The sequence below is a fragment of the Paraburkholderia phosphatilytica genome, from assembly GCF_003443895.1.
GTDB lineage: Bacteria > Pseudomonadota > Gammaproteobacteria > Burkholderiales > Burkholderiaceae > Paraburkholderia > Paraburkholderia phosphatilytica.
On the sequence record NZ_QQOA01000058.1, the window covers coordinates 1 to 14,357 of the forward strand.

General features: G+C 65.8%; 19 protein-coding genes and 1 pseudogene. All 20 read left to right on the forward strand.

The genetic code is table 11. The annotated features are described in order from the left end of the window. Positions 1 to 262: pseudogene (locus DVS29_RS37515) on the forward strand (MlaA family lipoprotein); the annotation flags it as partial. Positions 263 to 385: 123 nt separating this feature from the next. Then, on the forward strand, positions 386 to 1,015 hold the full coding sequence (locus tag DVS29_RS33925) for an MlaC/ttg2D family ABC transporter substrate-binding protein (protein ID WP_118185213.1): 630 nt from the start codon (positions 386 to 388) through the stop codon (positions 1,013 to 1,015). A 20-nt stretch (positions 1,016 to 1,035) separates the two neighbouring features. Next, entirely contained in the window at positions 1,036 to 1,305 is a 270-nt protein-coding gene (locus tag DVS29_RS33930) for an STAS domain-containing protein (RefSeq protein WP_118185284.1), read from the forward strand. Positions 1,306 to 1,516: 211 nt separating this feature from the next. Continuing rightward, a complete protein-coding gene (locus tag DVS29_RS33935; RefSeq protein WP_118185215.1) occupies positions 1,517 to 2,446 on the forward strand; it encodes an ABC transporter ATP-binding protein in 930 nt (309 codons plus the stop codon). Then, positions 2,443 to 3,198, forward strand: a complete 756-nt coding sequence (locus DVS29_RS33940) for an ABC transporter permease (protein ID WP_118185217.1) — start codon at positions 2,443 to 2,445, stop codon at positions 3,196 to 3,198. The genes DVS29_RS33935 and DVS29_RS33940 overlap by 4 nt, the downstream gene beginning before the upstream one ends. 15 nt (positions 3,199 to 3,213) lie before the next feature. Next, positions 3,214 to 3,453, forward strand: coding sequence for a BolA family protein (locus DVS29_RS33945; protein ID WP_118185219.1), 240 nt, complete (start codon positions 3,214 to 3,216; stop codon positions 3,451 to 3,453). An 85-nt stretch (positions 3,454 to 3,538) separates the two neighbouring features. Beyond that, positions 3,539 to 4,840, forward strand: coding sequence for a UDP-N-acetylglucosamine 1-carboxyvinyltransferase (gene murA / locus DVS29_RS33950; RefSeq protein ID WP_420816185.1), 1,302 nt, complete (start codon positions 3,539 to 3,541; stop codon positions 4,838 to 4,840). Beyond that, the gene (hisG, locus tag DVS29_RS33955; protein ID WP_118185223.1) at positions 4,837 to 5,532 is read left to right on the forward strand and encodes an ATP phosphoribosyltransferase; all 696 of its coding nucleotides are present in this window, start codon (positions 4,837 to 4,839) and stop codon (positions 5,530 to 5,532) included. Before murA ends, hisG begins: the two co-directional genes overlap by 4 nt. A gap of 63 nt (positions 5,533 to 5,595) precedes the next feature. Next, a complete protein-coding gene (hisD, locus tag DVS29_RS33960; RefSeq protein WP_118185225.1) occupies positions 5,596 to 6,918 on the forward strand; it encodes a histidinol dehydrogenase in 1,323 nt (440 codons plus the stop codon). 185 nt (positions 6,919 to 7,103) lie between these two features. Continuing rightward, on the forward strand, positions 7,104 to 8,174 hold the full coding sequence (hisC, locus tag DVS29_RS33965; protein WP_118185227.1) for a histidinol-phosphate transaminase: 1,071 nt from the start codon (positions 7,104 to 7,106) through the stop codon (positions 8,172 to 8,174). A gap of 103 nt (positions 8,175 to 8,277) precedes the next feature. Then, positions 8,278 to 8,865, forward strand: coding sequence for an imidazoleglycerol-phosphate dehydratase HisB (gene hisB / locus DVS29_RS33970; RefSeq protein ID WP_118185230.1), 588 nt, complete (start codon positions 8,278 to 8,280; stop codon positions 8,863 to 8,865). A gap of 117 nt (positions 8,866 to 8,982) precedes the next feature. Continuing rightward, positions 8,983 to 9,603: a MarC family protein gene (locus tag DVS29_RS33975; RefSeq protein ID WP_118185232.1), complete on the forward strand. Its 621-nt coding sequence runs from the start codon at positions 8,983 to 8,985 to the stop codon at positions 9,601 to 9,603. Then, positions 9,600 to 10,241 carry an imidazole glycerol phosphate synthase subunit HisH gene (gene hisH, locus DVS29_RS33980; protein WP_118185234.1) on the forward strand — a complete coding sequence of 214 codons (642 nt, stop codon included), beginning with the start codon at positions 9,600 to 9,602 and terminating at the stop codon, positions 10,239 to 10,241. The genes DVS29_RS33975 and hisH overlap by 4 nt, the downstream gene beginning before the upstream one ends. Before the next feature lie 218 nt (positions 10,242 to 10,459). Next, positions 10,460 to 11,212 carry a 1-(5-phosphoribosyl)-5-[(5-phosphoribosylamino)methylideneamino]imidazole-4-carboxamide isomerase gene (gene hisA / locus DVS29_RS33985; RefSeq protein WP_118185236.1) on the forward strand — a complete coding sequence of 251 codons (753 nt, stop codon included), beginning with the start codon at positions 10,460 to 10,462 and terminating at the stop codon, positions 11,210 to 11,212. 87 nt (positions 11,213 to 11,299) lie between these two features. Further along, positions 11,300 to 12,073, forward strand: coding sequence for an imidazole glycerol phosphate synthase subunit HisF (hisF, locus tag DVS29_RS33990; protein ID WP_118185286.1), 774 nt, complete (start codon positions 11,300 to 11,302; stop codon positions 12,071 to 12,073). A 1-nt stretch (position 12,074) separates the two neighbouring features. Then, positions 12,075 to 12,482: a phosphoribosyl-AMP cyclohydrolase gene (gene hisI / locus DVS29_RS33995; protein ID WP_118185239.1), complete on the forward strand. Its 408-nt coding sequence runs from the start codon at positions 12,075 to 12,077 to the stop codon at positions 12,480 to 12,482. After that, positions 12,479 to 12,877: a phosphoribosyl-ATP diphosphatase gene (locus DVS29_RS34000; RefSeq protein ID WP_118185242.1), complete on the forward strand. Its 399-nt coding sequence runs from the start codon at positions 12,479 to 12,481 to the stop codon at positions 12,875 to 12,877. The genes hisI and DVS29_RS34000 overlap by 4 nt, the downstream gene beginning before the upstream one ends. A 99-nt stretch (positions 12,878 to 12,976) precedes the next feature. Continuing rightward, complete coding sequence (locus DVS29_RS34005; RefSeq protein ID WP_118185244.1) at positions 12,977 to 13,372, forward strand: DUF4870 family protein; 396 nt, start codon at positions 12,977 to 12,979, stop codon at positions 13,370 to 13,372. A gap of 81 nt (positions 13,373 to 13,453) precedes the next feature. Continuing rightward, the gene (locus DVS29_RS34010) at positions 13,454 to 13,816 is read left to right on the forward strand and encodes a histidine triad nucleotide-binding protein (RefSeq protein ID WP_118185246.1); all 363 of its coding nucleotides are present in this window, start codon (positions 13,454 to 13,456) and stop codon (positions 13,814 to 13,816) included. 279 nt (positions 13,817 to 14,095) lie between these two features. Beyond that, positions 14,096 to 14,335, forward strand: coding sequence for a Sec-independent protein translocase subunit TatA (gene tatA, locus DVS29_RS34015; RefSeq protein WP_118185248.1), 240 nt, complete (start codon positions 14,096 to 14,098; stop codon positions 14,333 to 14,335). Positions 14,336 to 14,357 lie beyond the last annotated feature (22 nt).

A 14,357-nucleotide genomic window follows, 5' to 3' on the forward strand; every position in this document is an offset into this window, starting at 1 on the left:
CGCCGGTGCGGCTACCGGCAATGCTGGCGCCGCGGCTGCGGCGGCACCGGCGTCGGGCGCCAGCGCGCCGGCCGCCACGGCCGCGCCGGCTACGGCGGCCTCCGCGGCGTCGGGTGTCGCGATCGGCGCGTCGCCGGAAAATCCGGCCTCCGGCGTTCAGGTCGGACAACCGGCGGTCAATGGCGGCCCACAAACCCAGGTGCCGGCTGGCGATATCGTGCCGCCCGCGCGATTCGGCTATCCGTCGCTTAAGCTGCACTGATGGGCAGCGGGCCGGTCGGCGTAACAGCTCGAAACGAATTTCGCAGTCTGGCGATAGATCGTGGCTGAACTCGCGTGCTACTGTCCGCTCCAACAGCAGCGTTATCCTTTTGCAGAGTTTGATATGAAAAAATTCTTCCTGATTCCGTTTTTCGTTGCGCTGTTCTCGTTTGCGGGCGCCGCGTCGGCTCAGACCGTCGACGCGAACTCGCCGGACGGCATGATCAAGACCGTCACGCAGCAGGTGATCGACGCCGTGCGCGGCGACAAGTCGATCCAGCAGGGCAACATCTCCGCCGTCACGAAGCTCGTGAACGAGAAGATCCTGCCTTACACGGACTTCCAGCGCACCACGCAGCTGGCGATGGGCCGTAACTGGCGCAGTGCGTCGCCGGAACAGCAGCAACAGATCGTCGAGCAGTTCAAGATGCTGCTGATCCGCACGTACTCGGGCGCGCTCGCGCAGGTGAAGGACCAGCAGATCCAGTACAAGCCGTTCCGCGCGAATCCGGACGATACGGATGTGGTGGTGCGTTCGGTCGTGATGAACAACGGCTCGCCGGTCGAACTCGACTACCGCCTGTACAAGACGCCGCAAGGCTGGCGCGTGTACGACATCAACGTGCTCGGCGCGTGGCTGATCCAGGCGTATCAGCAGCAGTTCAACGAGCAGATCCAGCAGCACGGCATCGACGGCCTGATCCAGTTCCTCACGCAGCGTAACCAGCAGCTCGCGTCCGGCAAGGCTTCGTGAGCAACCCGGTGTCCAGCACTGTGACTGCCTTCGCAACCGGCTCCACGCTGACCCAGGCGAGCGCGAAAGCCGCGCTCGCCGCCGGTCTCGAGCGTATCGCGGCGGGTGCGACGGGAGTCGACTGCGCGGCGCTCGCGCAGTTCGATTCGTCCGCGCTCGCGGTGCTGCTCGCGTGGCAGCGCGCGGCGCGCCGCCGCGGCGCCGCGCTTCACATCACGAACCTGCCTGTGGGGCTCGCCAGCCTCGCGCAAGCCTACGGCGTCGACACGCTGCTGTCGGCCCGACATTGACGCTCTCTTCGCTTCATCCTCGGGGGTGAGGGGCGTCACCCGCCCGGTGGCCTGACGGCGCCCTGGGCGTTTCCCCGCCAATTTCCCCTGCCAGCCGGGGCTTTCCGGTTTGCCCTATAATCAAACGTTTTTCGGGGCATTCAACCGGCCCCAATTCCGTTTCCCTCCGCATTTTGCTTACAGGCGCTGCTGGCCACAGCGGCGCACAGTCATGCCAGCCATAGAAATCCGCAACGTCAAGAAGCGCTACAAGGATTTGCAGGCGCTCAAGGGCGTCAGCCTCACGGTGGAAGAAGGGGAGTTCTTCGGACTGCTCGGTCCGAACGGCGCGGGCAAAACGACGCTCATCAGCATCCTCGCAGGTCTCGCGCGTGCCGACGAAGGCAGCGTCGCGGTGCGTGGCCACGATGTCGTCGGCGATTTCCGCAATGCGCGCCGCTCGCTCGGCGTCGTGCCGCAAGAGCTCGTGTTCGATCCGTTCTTCACCGTGCGCGAGACCTTGCGCATCCAGTCGGGCTACTTCGGTCTGCGCAACAACGACGCGTGGATCGACGAAGTGATGGCGAACCTCGACCTCACCGACAAGGCCGACGCGAACATGCGCGCGCTGTCGGGCGGCATGAAGCGCCGCGTGCTGGTCGCGCAGGCGCTCGTGCACCGGCCGCCGGTGATCGTGCTCGACGAGCCGACGGCGGGCGTCGACGTCGAGCTGCGGCAGACGCTCTGGAAGTTCATCGCGCGCCTGAACCGCGAAGGCCACACCATCGTGCTCACCACACACTATCTTGAAGAAGCCGAGTCGCTGTGCGACCGCATCGCGATGCTGCGGCGTGGCGAAGTGGTCGCGCTGGATCGCACGAGCACGCTGCTGCAACGCTTCGCGGGTCTGCAGCTCTACGTGCGTTTCGCGCTGGGCATGCTGCCGGCCGAGCTGCGCGCGCTCGAAGTGGATCCGTCCACGGCGCCCGGCGGCAAGCAGCATCTTCTGCGCCTGTCGAGCTACGACGATGTCGAGCGCATCCTCGCACAGTGCCGCGCGGCAGGTTGTACATTCGATGAAATCGAGGTCCGCAAGGCCGATCTCGAAGACGTATTCGTCCAGGTGATGAACGGTCCGGAAGTGATCGAGGGTTTGGCATGAGCGGGTTTCGCACGCTGTTCTACAAGGAGACGCTGCGGTTCTGGAAGGTCGCCTTCCAGACGGTGCTGGCGCCGATCATCACCGCGCTGCTGTATCTGACGATCTTCGGCCATGCGCTGCGCGGCCATGTGCAGGTGTACCCCGGCGTCGAATACACGAGCTTCCTGATTCCCGGCCTCGTGATGATGAGCGTGCTGCAGAACGCGTTCGCGAACAGCTCGTCGTCGCTGATCCAGTCGAAGATCACGGGCAACCTCGTATTCGTGCTGCTGCCGCCGCTGTCCGCGTGGGAGATGTACGGCGCGTACGTGCTGGCCTCTGTGGTGCGTGGGCTCGCGGTGGGCTGCGGCGTATTCATCGTGACGATCTGGTTCGTGCCGGTCAGCTTCGCGGCGCCGTTCTACATCCTCGCGTTCGCCGCGCTCGGCTCGGCGATTCTCGGCACGCTCGGCGTGGTGGCCGGCATCTGGGCGGAGAAGTTCGACCAGCTCGCCGCGTTCCAGAACTTCCTAATCATGCCGCTCACGTTCCTGTCGGGCGTGTTCTACTCGACGCATACGCTGCCGCCGCTGTGGCGCGAAGTGTCGCGGCTCAATCCGTTCTTCTACATGATCGACGGCTTTCGCTATGGCTTCTTCGGCATGTCGGACATCGATCCGCTTGCGAGCCTCGCGATCGTCGCCGGTTTCTTCGTGGTGCTGGCCGTGCTCGCGATGCGACTGCTCGCGTCGGGCTACAAACTGCGTCACTGACAACGGAGCATTCCAATGTTGCCGACCCCGGAACAGATCAAGGGCTACATCGAAGCGGGCCTGACCTGCGAGCACCTCGAAGTCGAAGGTGACGGCCAGCATTTCTTCGCGACGATCGTGTCGCCGAGCTTCGAAGGCAAGCGCCTGATTCAGCGGCATCAACTCGTCTACGCAGCACTCGGCGACCGCATGAAGCAGGAGATTCACGCGCTCAGCATGAAAACGCTGACGCCCGCCGAATGGCAAAACGCATAACTGGCTGGAAAGATATTTAGTGCGACTGACTCAAGACAATGGCGACGCGGCAAGCGGCGCCGCAACGCTTAACCGGACCGCGCAGGTGCAGGCAAGCCCGCGGCCCACTCTGGAAACCACTGGCATGGACAAACTCGTTATCGTTGGCGGACAACGCCTCGCGGGTGAGATCACTGTTTCGGGTGCGAAGAACGCGGCGCTGCCGATCCTGTGCGCGGGATTGCTGAGCGCCGAGCCGGTTCAGCTGGACAACGTGCCCGACCTGCAGGACGTCCGCACCACGCTGAAACTGCTCGGCCAGATGGGTGTGCGTACCGAGAGCGTCGACGGCCGCGTGTCGCTGGATGCATCGAAGGTGGACAACCTCGTCGCGCCGTACGAGATGGTGAAGACGATGCGTGCATCGATCCTCGTGCTCGGCCCGCTCGTTGCGCGCTTCGGCGAAGCGAAGGTGTCGCTGCCGGGCGGCTGCGCGATCGGCGCGCGGCCGGTGGACCAGCACATCAAGGGCCTGCAGGCGATGGGCGCCGAGATCAACATCGAGCACGGCTTCATCGAAGCGCGCGCGAAGCGCCTGAAGGGCGCGCGCATCGTGACGGACATGATCACCGTGACCGGCACGGAAAACCTGTTGATGGCCGCGGTGCTTGCCGATGGCGAGACCGTCATCGAGAACGCCGCGCGCGAGCCGGAAGTGGGCGACCTCGCGCACCTGCTCGTCGAGATGGGCGCGAAAATCGACGGCATCGGCACCGATCGCCTGGTGATCCAGGGCGTCGACAAGCTGCACGGCGCGAAGCATCGCGTGATTCCGGATCGCATCGAGGCCGGCACGTTCCTGTGCGCGGTCGCGGCGGCGGGCGGCGACGTGGTGCTGCGTCATGTGCGTCCGCAGATTCTCGAAGCGGTCACCGAAAAGCTGCGCGAAGCCGGTGTGACGATCGAGGAAGGCGACGACTGGATGCGCGTGACGATGAGCGCGCGGCCGCATGCGGTCAGCGTGCGGACGTCCGAGTATCCGGCGTTCCCGACCGACATGCAGGCGCAGTTCATGGCGCTGAACGCAGTCGCCGACGGCACGTCGCAGGTGGTCGAGACGATCTTCGAGAACCGCTTCATGCACGTGCAGGAGCTGAATCGTCTCGGCGCGAACATCACGATTGACGGCAACACCGCGCTCGTCACCGGCGTGGACAAACTGTCGGGCGCGAAGGTGATGGCAACCGATCTGCGCGCGTCGGCGAGCCTCGTGATCGCCGGTTTGCGTGCGGAAGGCGAGACGCTGATCGATCGCATCTATCACCTCGACCGCGGCTACGACCGGATGGAAGCGAAGCTGACGGGCATCGGTGCCGACGTGCGCCGCATCAAAGGGAGCGCGGCATGAGTACGCAGCAGACGTCGTCCGCGGCACAGGGCCGCGCGCCGCTCACGCTCGCACTGTCGAAGGGCCGCATTTTCGAAGAGACGTTGCCGCTCCTGAAGGCGGCGGGCGTCGAGGTTGCGGAGGATCCCGAGCGCTCGCGCAAGCTGATCCTGCCCACCACCGACGCAAACCTGCGCGTGATCATCGTGCGCGCCACCGACGTGCCGACCTACGTCGAGTACGGCGCGGCCGATTTCGGCGTGGCCGGCAAGGACGTGCTGCTCGAACACGGCGGCAGCGGTCTCTACCAGCCGGTCGATCTCGGCATCGCGCGATGCCGGATGTCGGTCGCGGTGGCGGCGGGTTTCGATTACGCGAACGCGGTGCGCCAGGGCGCGCGTCTGCGGGTCGCCACGAAATACACGGAAACCGCGCGCCAGCATTTCGCGGCGAAAGGTGTGCACGTCGACCTGATCAAGCTGTATGGTTCGATGGAACTGGCGCCGCTCGTCGGCCTCGCGGACGCGATCGTCGACCTCGTGAGTTCGGGCGGTACGCTGCGCGCGAACAATCTCGTCGAAGTCGAAGAGATCATGCAGATCTCGTCGCGCCTCGTCGTGAACCAGGCCGCGTTGAAGCTGAAGCGCGCCGCGCTGCGGCCGTTCCTTGACGCCTTCGAACTCGCATCGCAGAAAAACGCCGCCGCAGTGTGACGGCGGGAGCCGGCGCCCGGTGCGGCGCGGGCGCAATCAGGCCTTACCGAAACGGATACCAGCATGTCTATCAAGATTCGCAAACTCGATTCCAGCGCTGACGGCTTCAGGAAGGCGCTGCACGCGGTGCTCGCGTTCGAGGCGAGCGAAGACGACGCGATCGAACGCTCGGTCGCGCAGATCCTTGCGGACGTGAAAACGCGCGGCGACGCGGCGGTGCTCGATTACACGAACCGCTTCGACCGTCTGGAAGCGAAGAGCGTCGCGGCGCTCGAACTGCCGATGATGGAGCTGGAAGCGGCGCTCGAAAGCCTCGAGCCGAAGCGGCGCGCGGCGCTCGAAGCGGCGGCGGCGCGCGTGCGCGGCTACCACGAGAAGCAGAAGATCGAGTGCGGCAGCCATAGCTGGCAGTACACGGAAGCGGACGGCACGGTGCTCGGCCAGAAGGTGACGCCGCTCGACCGCGCCGGCATCTACGTGCCGGGCGGCAAGGCGGCGTATCCGTCGTCGGTGCTGATGAACGCGATTCCGGCACGGGTCGCCGGCGTGCGCGAGATCGTGATGGTCGTGCCGACGCCGGACGGCGTGAAGAATCCGCTGGTGCTGGCCGCGGCGCTGCTCGGCGGCGTCGACCGCGTGTTCACGATCGGCGGCGCGCAGGCGGTGGGCGCGCTCGCGTACGGCACCGATACGGTTCCGCAGGTCGACAAGATCTGCGGTCCGGGCAATGCGTACGTGGCGTCCGCGAAGCGGCGCGTGTTCGGCATCGTCGGTATCGACATGATCGCCGGGCCGTCGGAAATTCTCGTGCTGTGCGATGGCACGACGGACCCGCGCTGGGTCGCGATGGACCTGTTCTCGCAGGCCGAGCACGACGAACTCGCGCAGTCGATCCTGCTGTGCCCGGACGCGGGCTTCATCGCGCGCGTCGAAGATGCGATCAACGAGCTGATCGAGTCGATGCCGCGGCGCGACGTGATCCGCGCGTCGCTGGAAGGCCGCGGCGCGCTCGTCAAGGTGCGCGACATGGCCGAGGCCTGCGCGATCGCCAACGACATCGCGCCGGAGCACCTCGAAATCTCCGCGCTGGAGCCGCATCAGTGGGCGCACGAGATTCGCCACGCGGGCGCGATGTTCCTCGGGCGCTACACGAGCGAGAGCCTCGGCGATTATTGCGCCGGCCCGAACCACGTGCTGCCCACTTCGCGTACCGCGCGTTTCTCGTCGCCGCTCGGCGTGTACGACTTCTTCAAGCGCTCGAGCGTGATCGAAGTCAGCGCGGACGGTGCGCAGACGCTCGGCGAGATCGCCGCGGAACTCGCATACGGCGAAGGCCTGCCGGCGCATGCGCGCAGCGCCGAATACCGGATGCGCAACGGCGGCTGAGCCGCGCCCTCGTGCGAGCGGCGCTTCGGGCCCGGGAGCTGCCGCTGAAATAAGGGCTAAACCCAACGGTCAAACGTCGCGCGCGACGCGAGAATCGTCGGGGCATGACGACAACACAACACGGGCAACCCGCGGCGGCTTCAGGGCCGCCGCTCGCGTCTGGCGCGTGAGGCGCCAGTTTCACCATGACGACACCACAAGACATCATCCGCCGCGACGTGCTCGCGATGACGAGCTATCCGGTACCGGACGCGTCGGGCTTCGTGAAGCTCGACGCGATGGAAAATCCGTTCCCGCTGCCGGCCGAGCTCGCGAAGGCGCTCGGCGAGCATCTGGCCGGCGTCGCGCTGAACCGCTATCCGGCGCCGCGTCCGGAAGCGCTGATCGAGCAGCTGCGCCGCGTGATGCAGGTGCCGGCCGGCTGCGACGTGCTGCTCGGCAACGGTTCGGACGAGATCATCAGCATGCTGTCCGTCGCGTGCTCGACGCCTGGCGCGAAGGTGCTCGCGCCGGTGCCGGGTTTCGTGATGTACCAGATATCGGCGCGCTTCGCGCATCAGGAATTCGTCGGCGTCCCGTTGAAGCCTGACTTCACGCTCGACGTCGACGCGATGCTCGCGGCGATCGCCGGGCACCAGCCGGCCATCGTCTATCTCGCGTACCCGAACAACCCGACCGGCACGCTCTTCGACGAAGCCGACATCGAGCGCATCATCGCGGCGGCGAACCGCAGCCTCATCGTGATCGACGAGGCGTACCAGCCGTTCGCGCAGCGGAGCTGGCTGCCGCGCGCCGACGAATTCGACAACGTGGTCGTGATGCGGACGGTGTCGAAGCTGGGGCTCGCCGGCATCCGTCTTGGTTATCTGGTCGGACGTCCGGCGTGGCTCACCGAAATCGACAAGGTGCGGCCGCCTTACAACGTGAACGTGCTGACCCAGGCGGCCGCGAGTTTCCTGCTGGATCGCGTCGAAGTGCTCGACGCCCAGGCGGCGGAATTGCGCGCGCAGCGGACGCAGCTGGCGGCGGCGGTGGCTGCGCTGCCCGGCGCCGAAGTGTTTCCGAGCGCCGGCAATTTCCTGCTGGTTCGTGTCCCGGACGCATCAGTCACGTTCGAAACCCTGCTCACCGCCCGGGTTTTGGTAAAAAACGTGAGTAAAATGCACCCATTGCTGGCTAACTGTGTGCGTTTGACCGTCGGTTCCGCCGAGGAGAACGCCCAGCTGGTCGCGGCACTGAAGCTGGTATTGCGCTAGCCGGTGCCGCACTGAAGCGGCGCATCGCGCCGAACGCCCGCGGCGGCCCGCCGCTCACCTTCGACTGACCCGGCAGTTCTGCTTTCTAGATAGAGGATTCACCATGCGTAGTGCGGAAGTCGTTCGCAACACCAGCGAAACGCAGATCCGTGTCTCGATCAACCTCGACGGCACCGGCCAGCAGAAGCTCGCCACCGGCGTGCCGTTCCTTGACCACATGCTCGACCAGATCGCCCGCCACGGGCTCGTCGATCTGGACATCGAGGCGCATGGCGACCTGCATATCGACGACCACCACACGGTGGAAGACGTCGGCATTACGCTCGGCCAGGCGGTCGCGAAGGCCATTGGCGACCGCAAGGGCATTCGCCGCTACGGTCACGCGTACGTGCCGCTCGACGAAGCGCTGTCGCGCGTCGTCATCGATTTCTCCGGCCGTCCGGGCCTCGAATTCCACGTGCCGTTCACGCGCGCGCGGATCGGCACGTTCGACGTCGACCTGTCCATCGAATTTTTCCGCGGTTTTGTGAACCATGCCGGCGTGACGCTGCATGTCGACAACCTGCGCGGCCTGAACGCCCATCATCAGATGGAGACGGTGTTCAAGGCGTTCGGCCGGGCGTTGCGGATGGCCACCGAACTGGACGAACGCGCGGCGGGGCAGATCCCGTCCACGAAGGGCAGCCTGTGATCGATCCGGCCACGGCCGCCGCGCCAGCATCGTTGCGCGCCGGCCTCGCCCACTGAGCGAATTACCCGACGAAGCACAACCCGGACCGCTGTGCGCCCTGACGCGCATCGCCAAGCGATGGATATCCTCAAGTCGTTTATCTCGCTGCTCGCGCTGATCAATCCGGTCGGCGCGGTGCCGTTCTTCCTGAGCCTGAGCTCGCAGCAGTCCCCCGCCGAGCGGCGCCGCACGATCCGCATCGCGGCGGTGTCGGTGTTCTGCGTGATCGCGGTGACGGCGCTGTTCGGCCAGCAGATCATCGCGTTCTTCGGCATCTCGGTGGGCTCGCTGGAGGTGGGCGGCGGCATCATCATGCTGCTGATGGCGATCAACATGCTGAACGCGCAGATCGGCAACACCCGCGCGACGCCGGAAGAGCGCGACGAAGCCGAGCAGAAGGACAACATCGCGGTCGTGCCGCTCGCGATTCCGCTCCTGACGGGCCCAGGCGCGATCAGCACGACGATCGTCTACGCGGCGGGCGCGGCGCACTGGTACGACCGGCTGATCCTGATCGGCATCGGCGCGGTGCTGGCGGCGATCTGCTTCGGCTCGCTGAGCCTCGCCGAACCGATCGCGCGCTGGGTGGGTCGCACGGGCATCAATATCGGCACACGGTTGATGGGTTTGATGTTGTCGGCGCTGGCGGTGGAATTCATCGTCGACGGACTGAAGGCGTTGCTGCCTGACTTGAGATGAAAACTTCAATTGCGATTGTGGATTACGGAATGGGCAACCTGCGCTCGGTGGCGCAGGCGCTGAGGAAGGCGGCGCCCGAGGCGGACGTGGCGATCGTCGATCGTCCGGAAGCGATCCGCGCGGCCGACCGCGTGGTGCTGCCGGGCCAGGGCGCGATGCCGGACTGCATGCGCTCGCTCGGCGAGTCGGGCCTGCAGGACGCGGTGGTCGAAGCGTCGCGCACGAAGCCGCTGATGGGCGTGTGCGTCGGCGAGCAGATGCTGTTCGACTGGAGCGCCGAGGGCGACACGCGCGGGCTGGGTCTGCTGCCCGGCAAGGTGGTGCGCTTCGAGCTGGAAGGCCAGCTGCAGGACGACGGTTCGCGCTTCAAGGTGCCGCAGATGGGCTGGAACCGCGTGCGTCAGGCGCATCCGCACGCGCTGTGGGACGGCGTGCCGGACCAGAGCTTCTTCTACTTCGTGCACAGCTATTACGTCGTGCCGGACAACGCGGCGCACACGTCGGGCGAGACCGTGTACGGCGCGCCGTTCACGTCGGCGGTGGCGCGGGACAACATCTTCGCGACGCAGTTTCACCCGGAGAAGAGCGCCGACGCCGGCCTGCGCGTGTACCGCAACTTCGTGCACTGGAACCCGTGAACAGCATGAACGCGCCTGCCATACGTCCGGTCCGTGTCGCGCCCGAGTGTTTCGGGCTGCACAAGGTCGGGCTGCAAGCAGCAGCGGAAACCGCTTTTCGCCCGCGCGGGAGCGTGTTTCGACTTGTACTAAACTAGCGGAACGCCGGTGCGCGGGCGTTTGCCCGCACCGCCACGGGCCGCGATTTCAACCCACATCCCAGACAACACCCGATTGCTATGCTGCTGATTCCGGCCATCGACCTGAAAGACGGTCAGTGTGTGCGCCTCAAACAAGGCGATATGGACCAGGCGACGATTTTTTCCGAAGATCCGGCGGCGATGGCCCGACACTGGGTCGAGCGCGGCGCGCGGCGCCTGCACCTGGTGGACCTGAACGGCGCATTCGCCGGCAAGCCGAAGAACGAAGAGGCGATTCTGTCGATCCTCGAAGAAGTCGGCGATGAGATCCCGGTGCAGCTGGGCGGCGGCATCCGCGATCTGGATACGATCGAGCGCTATCTGGACGACGGCCTCTCGTACGTGATCATCGGCACGGCGGCGGTGAAGAACCCCGGCTTCCTGCAGGAAGCGTGCACTGCGTTCGGCGGCCATATCATCGTCGGTCTCGATGCGAAGGACGGCAAGGTCGCCACCGACGGCTGGAGCAAGCTCACCGGCCACGAAGTGGTCGACCTTGCGCGCAAGTTCGAGGACTACGGCGTCGAATCGATCATCTACACGGACATCGGCCGCGACGGCATGCTGCAGGGCGTCAACATCGAAGCGACGGTGCGCCTCGCGCGCGCGGTGAAGATTCCGGTGATCGCGAGCGGCGGGTTGTCGGCGCTGGCGGACATCGACGCGCTGTGCGAAGTCGCCGACGAAGGCATCGAAGGCGTGATCTGCGGCCGCGCGATCTACTCCGGCGACCTCGATTTCGCCGCGGCGCAGGCGCACGCGGACCGTCTGCGCGAATCGGACGACGCGTAATCCGGCAAGCCGGGCGCGCCCCGGAGGCGACCCGGCACCACGCGATTGCAATTGAAGGCGCGCACCGTCGCGCATTGGCACGATCTCATGGCTTTAGCTAAACGCATCATCCCGTGTCTCGACGTGACGGCTGGCCGCGTCGTGAAGGGCGTCAACTTCGTCGAGCTGCGCGACGCCGGCGATCCCGTCGAAATCGCGCGCCGCTACGACGACCAGGGCGCCGACGAACTCACCTTCCTCGACATCACGGCGACGTCGGACCAGCGCGATCTGATCCTGCCGATCATCGAAGCAGTCGCGTCGCAGGTGTTCATTCCGCTGACCGTCGGCGGCGGTGTGCGTGCTGTGGAAGATGTGCGGCGCCTGCTCAACGCGGGCGCGGACAAGATCAGCATGAACTCGTCGGCGGTTGCGAATCCGCAGCTCGTGCGCGACGCGACCGACAAGTACGGCTCGCAGTGCATCGTCGTCGCGATCGACGCGAAGCGCGTATCCCCCGAAGGCGAAGCGGCGCGCTGGGAAGTGTTCACGCACGGCGGGCGCAAGGCGACCGGCATCGACGCGATCGAATGGGCGCGCAAGATGGCGGAACTGGGCGCGGGCGAAATCCTGCTGACCAGCATGGATCGCGACGGCACGAAGAGCGGCTTCGACATCGCGCTCACGCGTGCGGTGTCGGACGCGGTGCCGGTGCCGGTGATCGCGTCGGGCGGCGTCGGCTCGCTCGCGCATCTCGCCGACGGCATCACGGAAGGCCATGCCGACGCGGTACTTGCGGCGAGCATCTTCCACTATGGCGAGCACACGGTCGGCGAGGCGAAGCGCTTCATGGCGGACCGCGGCATTTCGGTGAGGTTGTGACGTGAGCACGGACAAGGTGAACTGGCTCGACAAGGTTCGTTGGGACGCGAACGGCCTCGTGCCGGTGATCGCGCAGGAAGCATCGACCAACGACGTGCTGATGTTCGCGTGGATGAACCGCGAAGCACTCGCGAAGACCATCGAAACGGGCCGCGCGGTGTATTTCTCGCGCTCGCGCCAACGCCTGTGGTTCAAGGGCGAGGAGTCGGGCCACGTGCAGCACGTGCACGAAGTGCGGCTCGACTGCGACGAGGACGTCGTGCTGCTGAAGGTCGAGCAGGTGTCGGGTATCGCCTGCCACACCGGCCGTCATTCCTGCTTCTTCCAGAAATTCGAAGGCACGCCCGACGGCGGCGACTGGGTCGCGGTCGAGCCGGTGCTGAAAGATCCCGAACACATCTACAAATGACGACGACGCAACAACCTCAACCGCCGCAGTCCGAACAGCCCACCGACGACACGTTGCTGCGCCTCGCCGCGGTGATCGACAGCCGCAAGGGCGGCGACCCGGACGCGTCGTATGTCGCGCGGCTCTTCCACAAGGGCGACGACGCGGTGCTGAAGAAGATCGGCGAGGAAGCCACCGAAGTCGTGCTGGCCGCGAAAGACACGCGCCACGGCGGCGCACCGAAGGCGCTCGTCGGCGAGGTCGCGGACCTGTGGTTCCACTGCCTCGTGATGCTGTCGCATTTCAACCTCAGCCCGGCCGACGTGCTGGCCGAACTGGAGCGCCGCGAGGGCCTGTCGGGTCTCGAAGAAAAGGCGCTGCGCAAAAGCCGCGAACGCGAGGAGAGCGGCGACTGAGCGGCGACTGCGTGGCGACTGAGCGGAACGCAACCAGTCGGCGTGGCGTGAGGTCGAACGGGGACGTATTGCACTCAACCGGAACCGGAGGATGCACGCATGTCACAGCCTCAAGGCGGCTACCCGCCGCCGTCGTACCAGAGCGCGCTCGAACTCGACCGTCAACGCTCGCTGCGCACGCTGACCCACGTGCTGTACGCGCTCTACGCCGTGTACTGGCTCACGGGCGGCGTCTCGATCCTCGTCGCGATCATCATCAACTACGTTAAGCGCGAGGACGTGGTCGGCACGCCTTACGAACAGCATTTCGAGTGGCAGATCCGCACGTTCTGGTGGGCGCTGCTCGGCCATCTGATCGGCGTCGCGCTGATCATCGTGATGATCGGCTTCCCGATCCTCTGGGCTGTCGCGCTGTGGACGTTGTACCGTATCATCAAAGGCTGGCTGTATCTGTGGGACAACAAGCCGCTGACGAATCCGCGCGCGTGGTTCTGACGCGCCGCGATCCCGATCGGAATTGACCCGAGCCCAACCCGAGCGCATCCGGAGACACGCGGGGCAACCCGCCACACCACCATGAGCCACGACAACTGCCTCTTCTGCAAGATCGCCGCCGGCGAGATCCCGTCCACCAAGGTCCACGAGGACGATGAATTCGTGGCGTTCCGCGATATCCGTCCCGCCGCCGAGACGCACGTGCTGATCATCCCGCGCAAGCACATCGAGACGCTGTCCAACGTGACCCCGGAAGACGCTCCGATGCTGGGCCGGATGCTGGTGCTCGTGTCGAAGCTCGCCGACAAGCTGGGCGTGGCCTATACGGGCGGCGAGACCGGCTTCCGCACGGTGTTCAACACCGGCCCGGGCGGCGGTCAGGAGGTCTACCACATCCACGCGCATCTGCTCGCCGGGCCCCGCCCGTGGCTGCGGATGGGCTGAGGTCCGCAGGGCCGCGCACCGAGGGTCGCAACATCCCGCCGCGGCGGGCATTGCGCATGCGGCCCCACCTTTCGGTGAGCATGGGGTTGTTGCAGTGAGCGGCCTTCGTGTCGGCTATCATTAAAATTTCGTGATGTAACGAAGCCGACGCGTCCTCAGGCTCATAATGACGAGTTGAAGACATAACGGCGCGGCCGCATCTGCGACCGGAGCAGCCGCAAGGCGACTATAGACACATGCCGTCGCGAACCACGCCGGCAAGGTTCAAGGAGAGTTTTCATGGGTTCGTTGAGTATCTGGCACTGGCTGATCGTCCTGTTGATCGTCGCACTGGTGTTCGGCACGAAGAAGCTGCGCAACATCGGCAGCGATCTGGGCGGTGCGGTCAAGGGCTTCAAGGAAGGCATGCGCGATTCCGAAAACGAATCGGGCGCCGAGCCGGCCAAACGTGAACTGCCGTCCGACACCGTCGATGTCGACGCGAAGGAAAAGAGCACCTCGCGCGACACGTCCCGCTGATCTGCGCCGGCATGCGGGCTCG

Bases quoted from the DNA above. Each gene is read 5' to 3' on its own strand.
- DVS29_RS33925 (WP_118185213.1), top strand. From the start codon at position 386: ATGAAAAAATTCTTCCTGATTCCGTTTTTCGTTGCGCTGTTCTCGTTT.
- DVS29_RS33935 (WP_118185215.1), top strand. From the start codon at position 1,517: ATGCCAGCCATAGAAATCCGCAACGTCAAGAAGCGCTACAAGGATTTG.
- DVS29_RS33940 (WP_118185217.1), top strand. From the start codon at position 2,443: ATGAGCGGGTTTCGCACGCTGTTCTACAAGGAGACGCTGCGGTTCTGG.
- DVS29_RS33945 (WP_118185219.1), top strand. From the start codon at position 3,214: ATGTTGCCGACCCCGGAACAGATCAAGGGCTACATCGAAGCGGGCCTG.
- hisG (WP_118185223.1), top strand. From the start codon at position 4,837: ATGAGTACGCAGCAGACGTCGTCCGCGGCACAGGGCCGCGCGCCGCTC.
- hisD (WP_118185225.1), top strand. From the start codon at position 5,596: ATGTCTATCAAGATTCGCAAACTCGATTCCAGCGCTGACGGCTTCAGG.
- hisC (WP_118185227.1), top strand. From the start codon at position 7,104: ATGACGACACCACAAGACATCATCCGCCGCGACGTGCTCGCGATGACG.
- hisB (WP_118185230.1), top strand. From the start codon at position 8,278: ATGCGTAGTGCGGAAGTCGTTCGCAACACCAGCGAAACGCAGATCCGT.
- DVS29_RS33975 (WP_118185232.1), top strand. From the start codon at position 8,983: ATGGATATCCTCAAGTCGTTTATCTCGCTGCTCGCGCTGATCAATCCG.
- hisH (WP_118185234.1), top strand. From the start codon at position 9,600: ATGAAAACTTCAATTGCGATTGTGGATTACGGAATGGGCAACCTGCGC.
- hisA (WP_118185236.1), top strand. From the start codon at position 10,460: ATGCTGCTGATTCCGGCCATCGACCTGAAAGACGGTCAGTGTGTGCGC.
- hisF (WP_118185286.1), top strand. From the start codon at position 11,300: ATGGCTTTAGCTAAACGCATCATCCCGTGTCTCGACGTGACGGCTGGC.
- DVS29_RS34000 (WP_118185242.1), top strand. From the start codon at position 12,479: ATGACGACGACGCAACAACCTCAACCGCCGCAGTCCGAACAGCCCACC.
- DVS29_RS34005 (WP_118185244.1), top strand. From the start codon at position 12,977: ATGTCACAGCCTCAAGGCGGCTACCCGCCGCCGTCGTACCAGAGCGCG.
- DVS29_RS34010 (WP_118185246.1), top strand. From the start codon at position 13,454: ATGAGCCACGACAACTGCCTCTTCTGCAAGATCGCCGCCGGCGAGATC.
- tatA (WP_118185248.1), top strand. From the start codon at position 14,096: ATGGGTTCGTTGAGTATCTGGCACTGGCTGATCGTCCTGTTGATCGTC.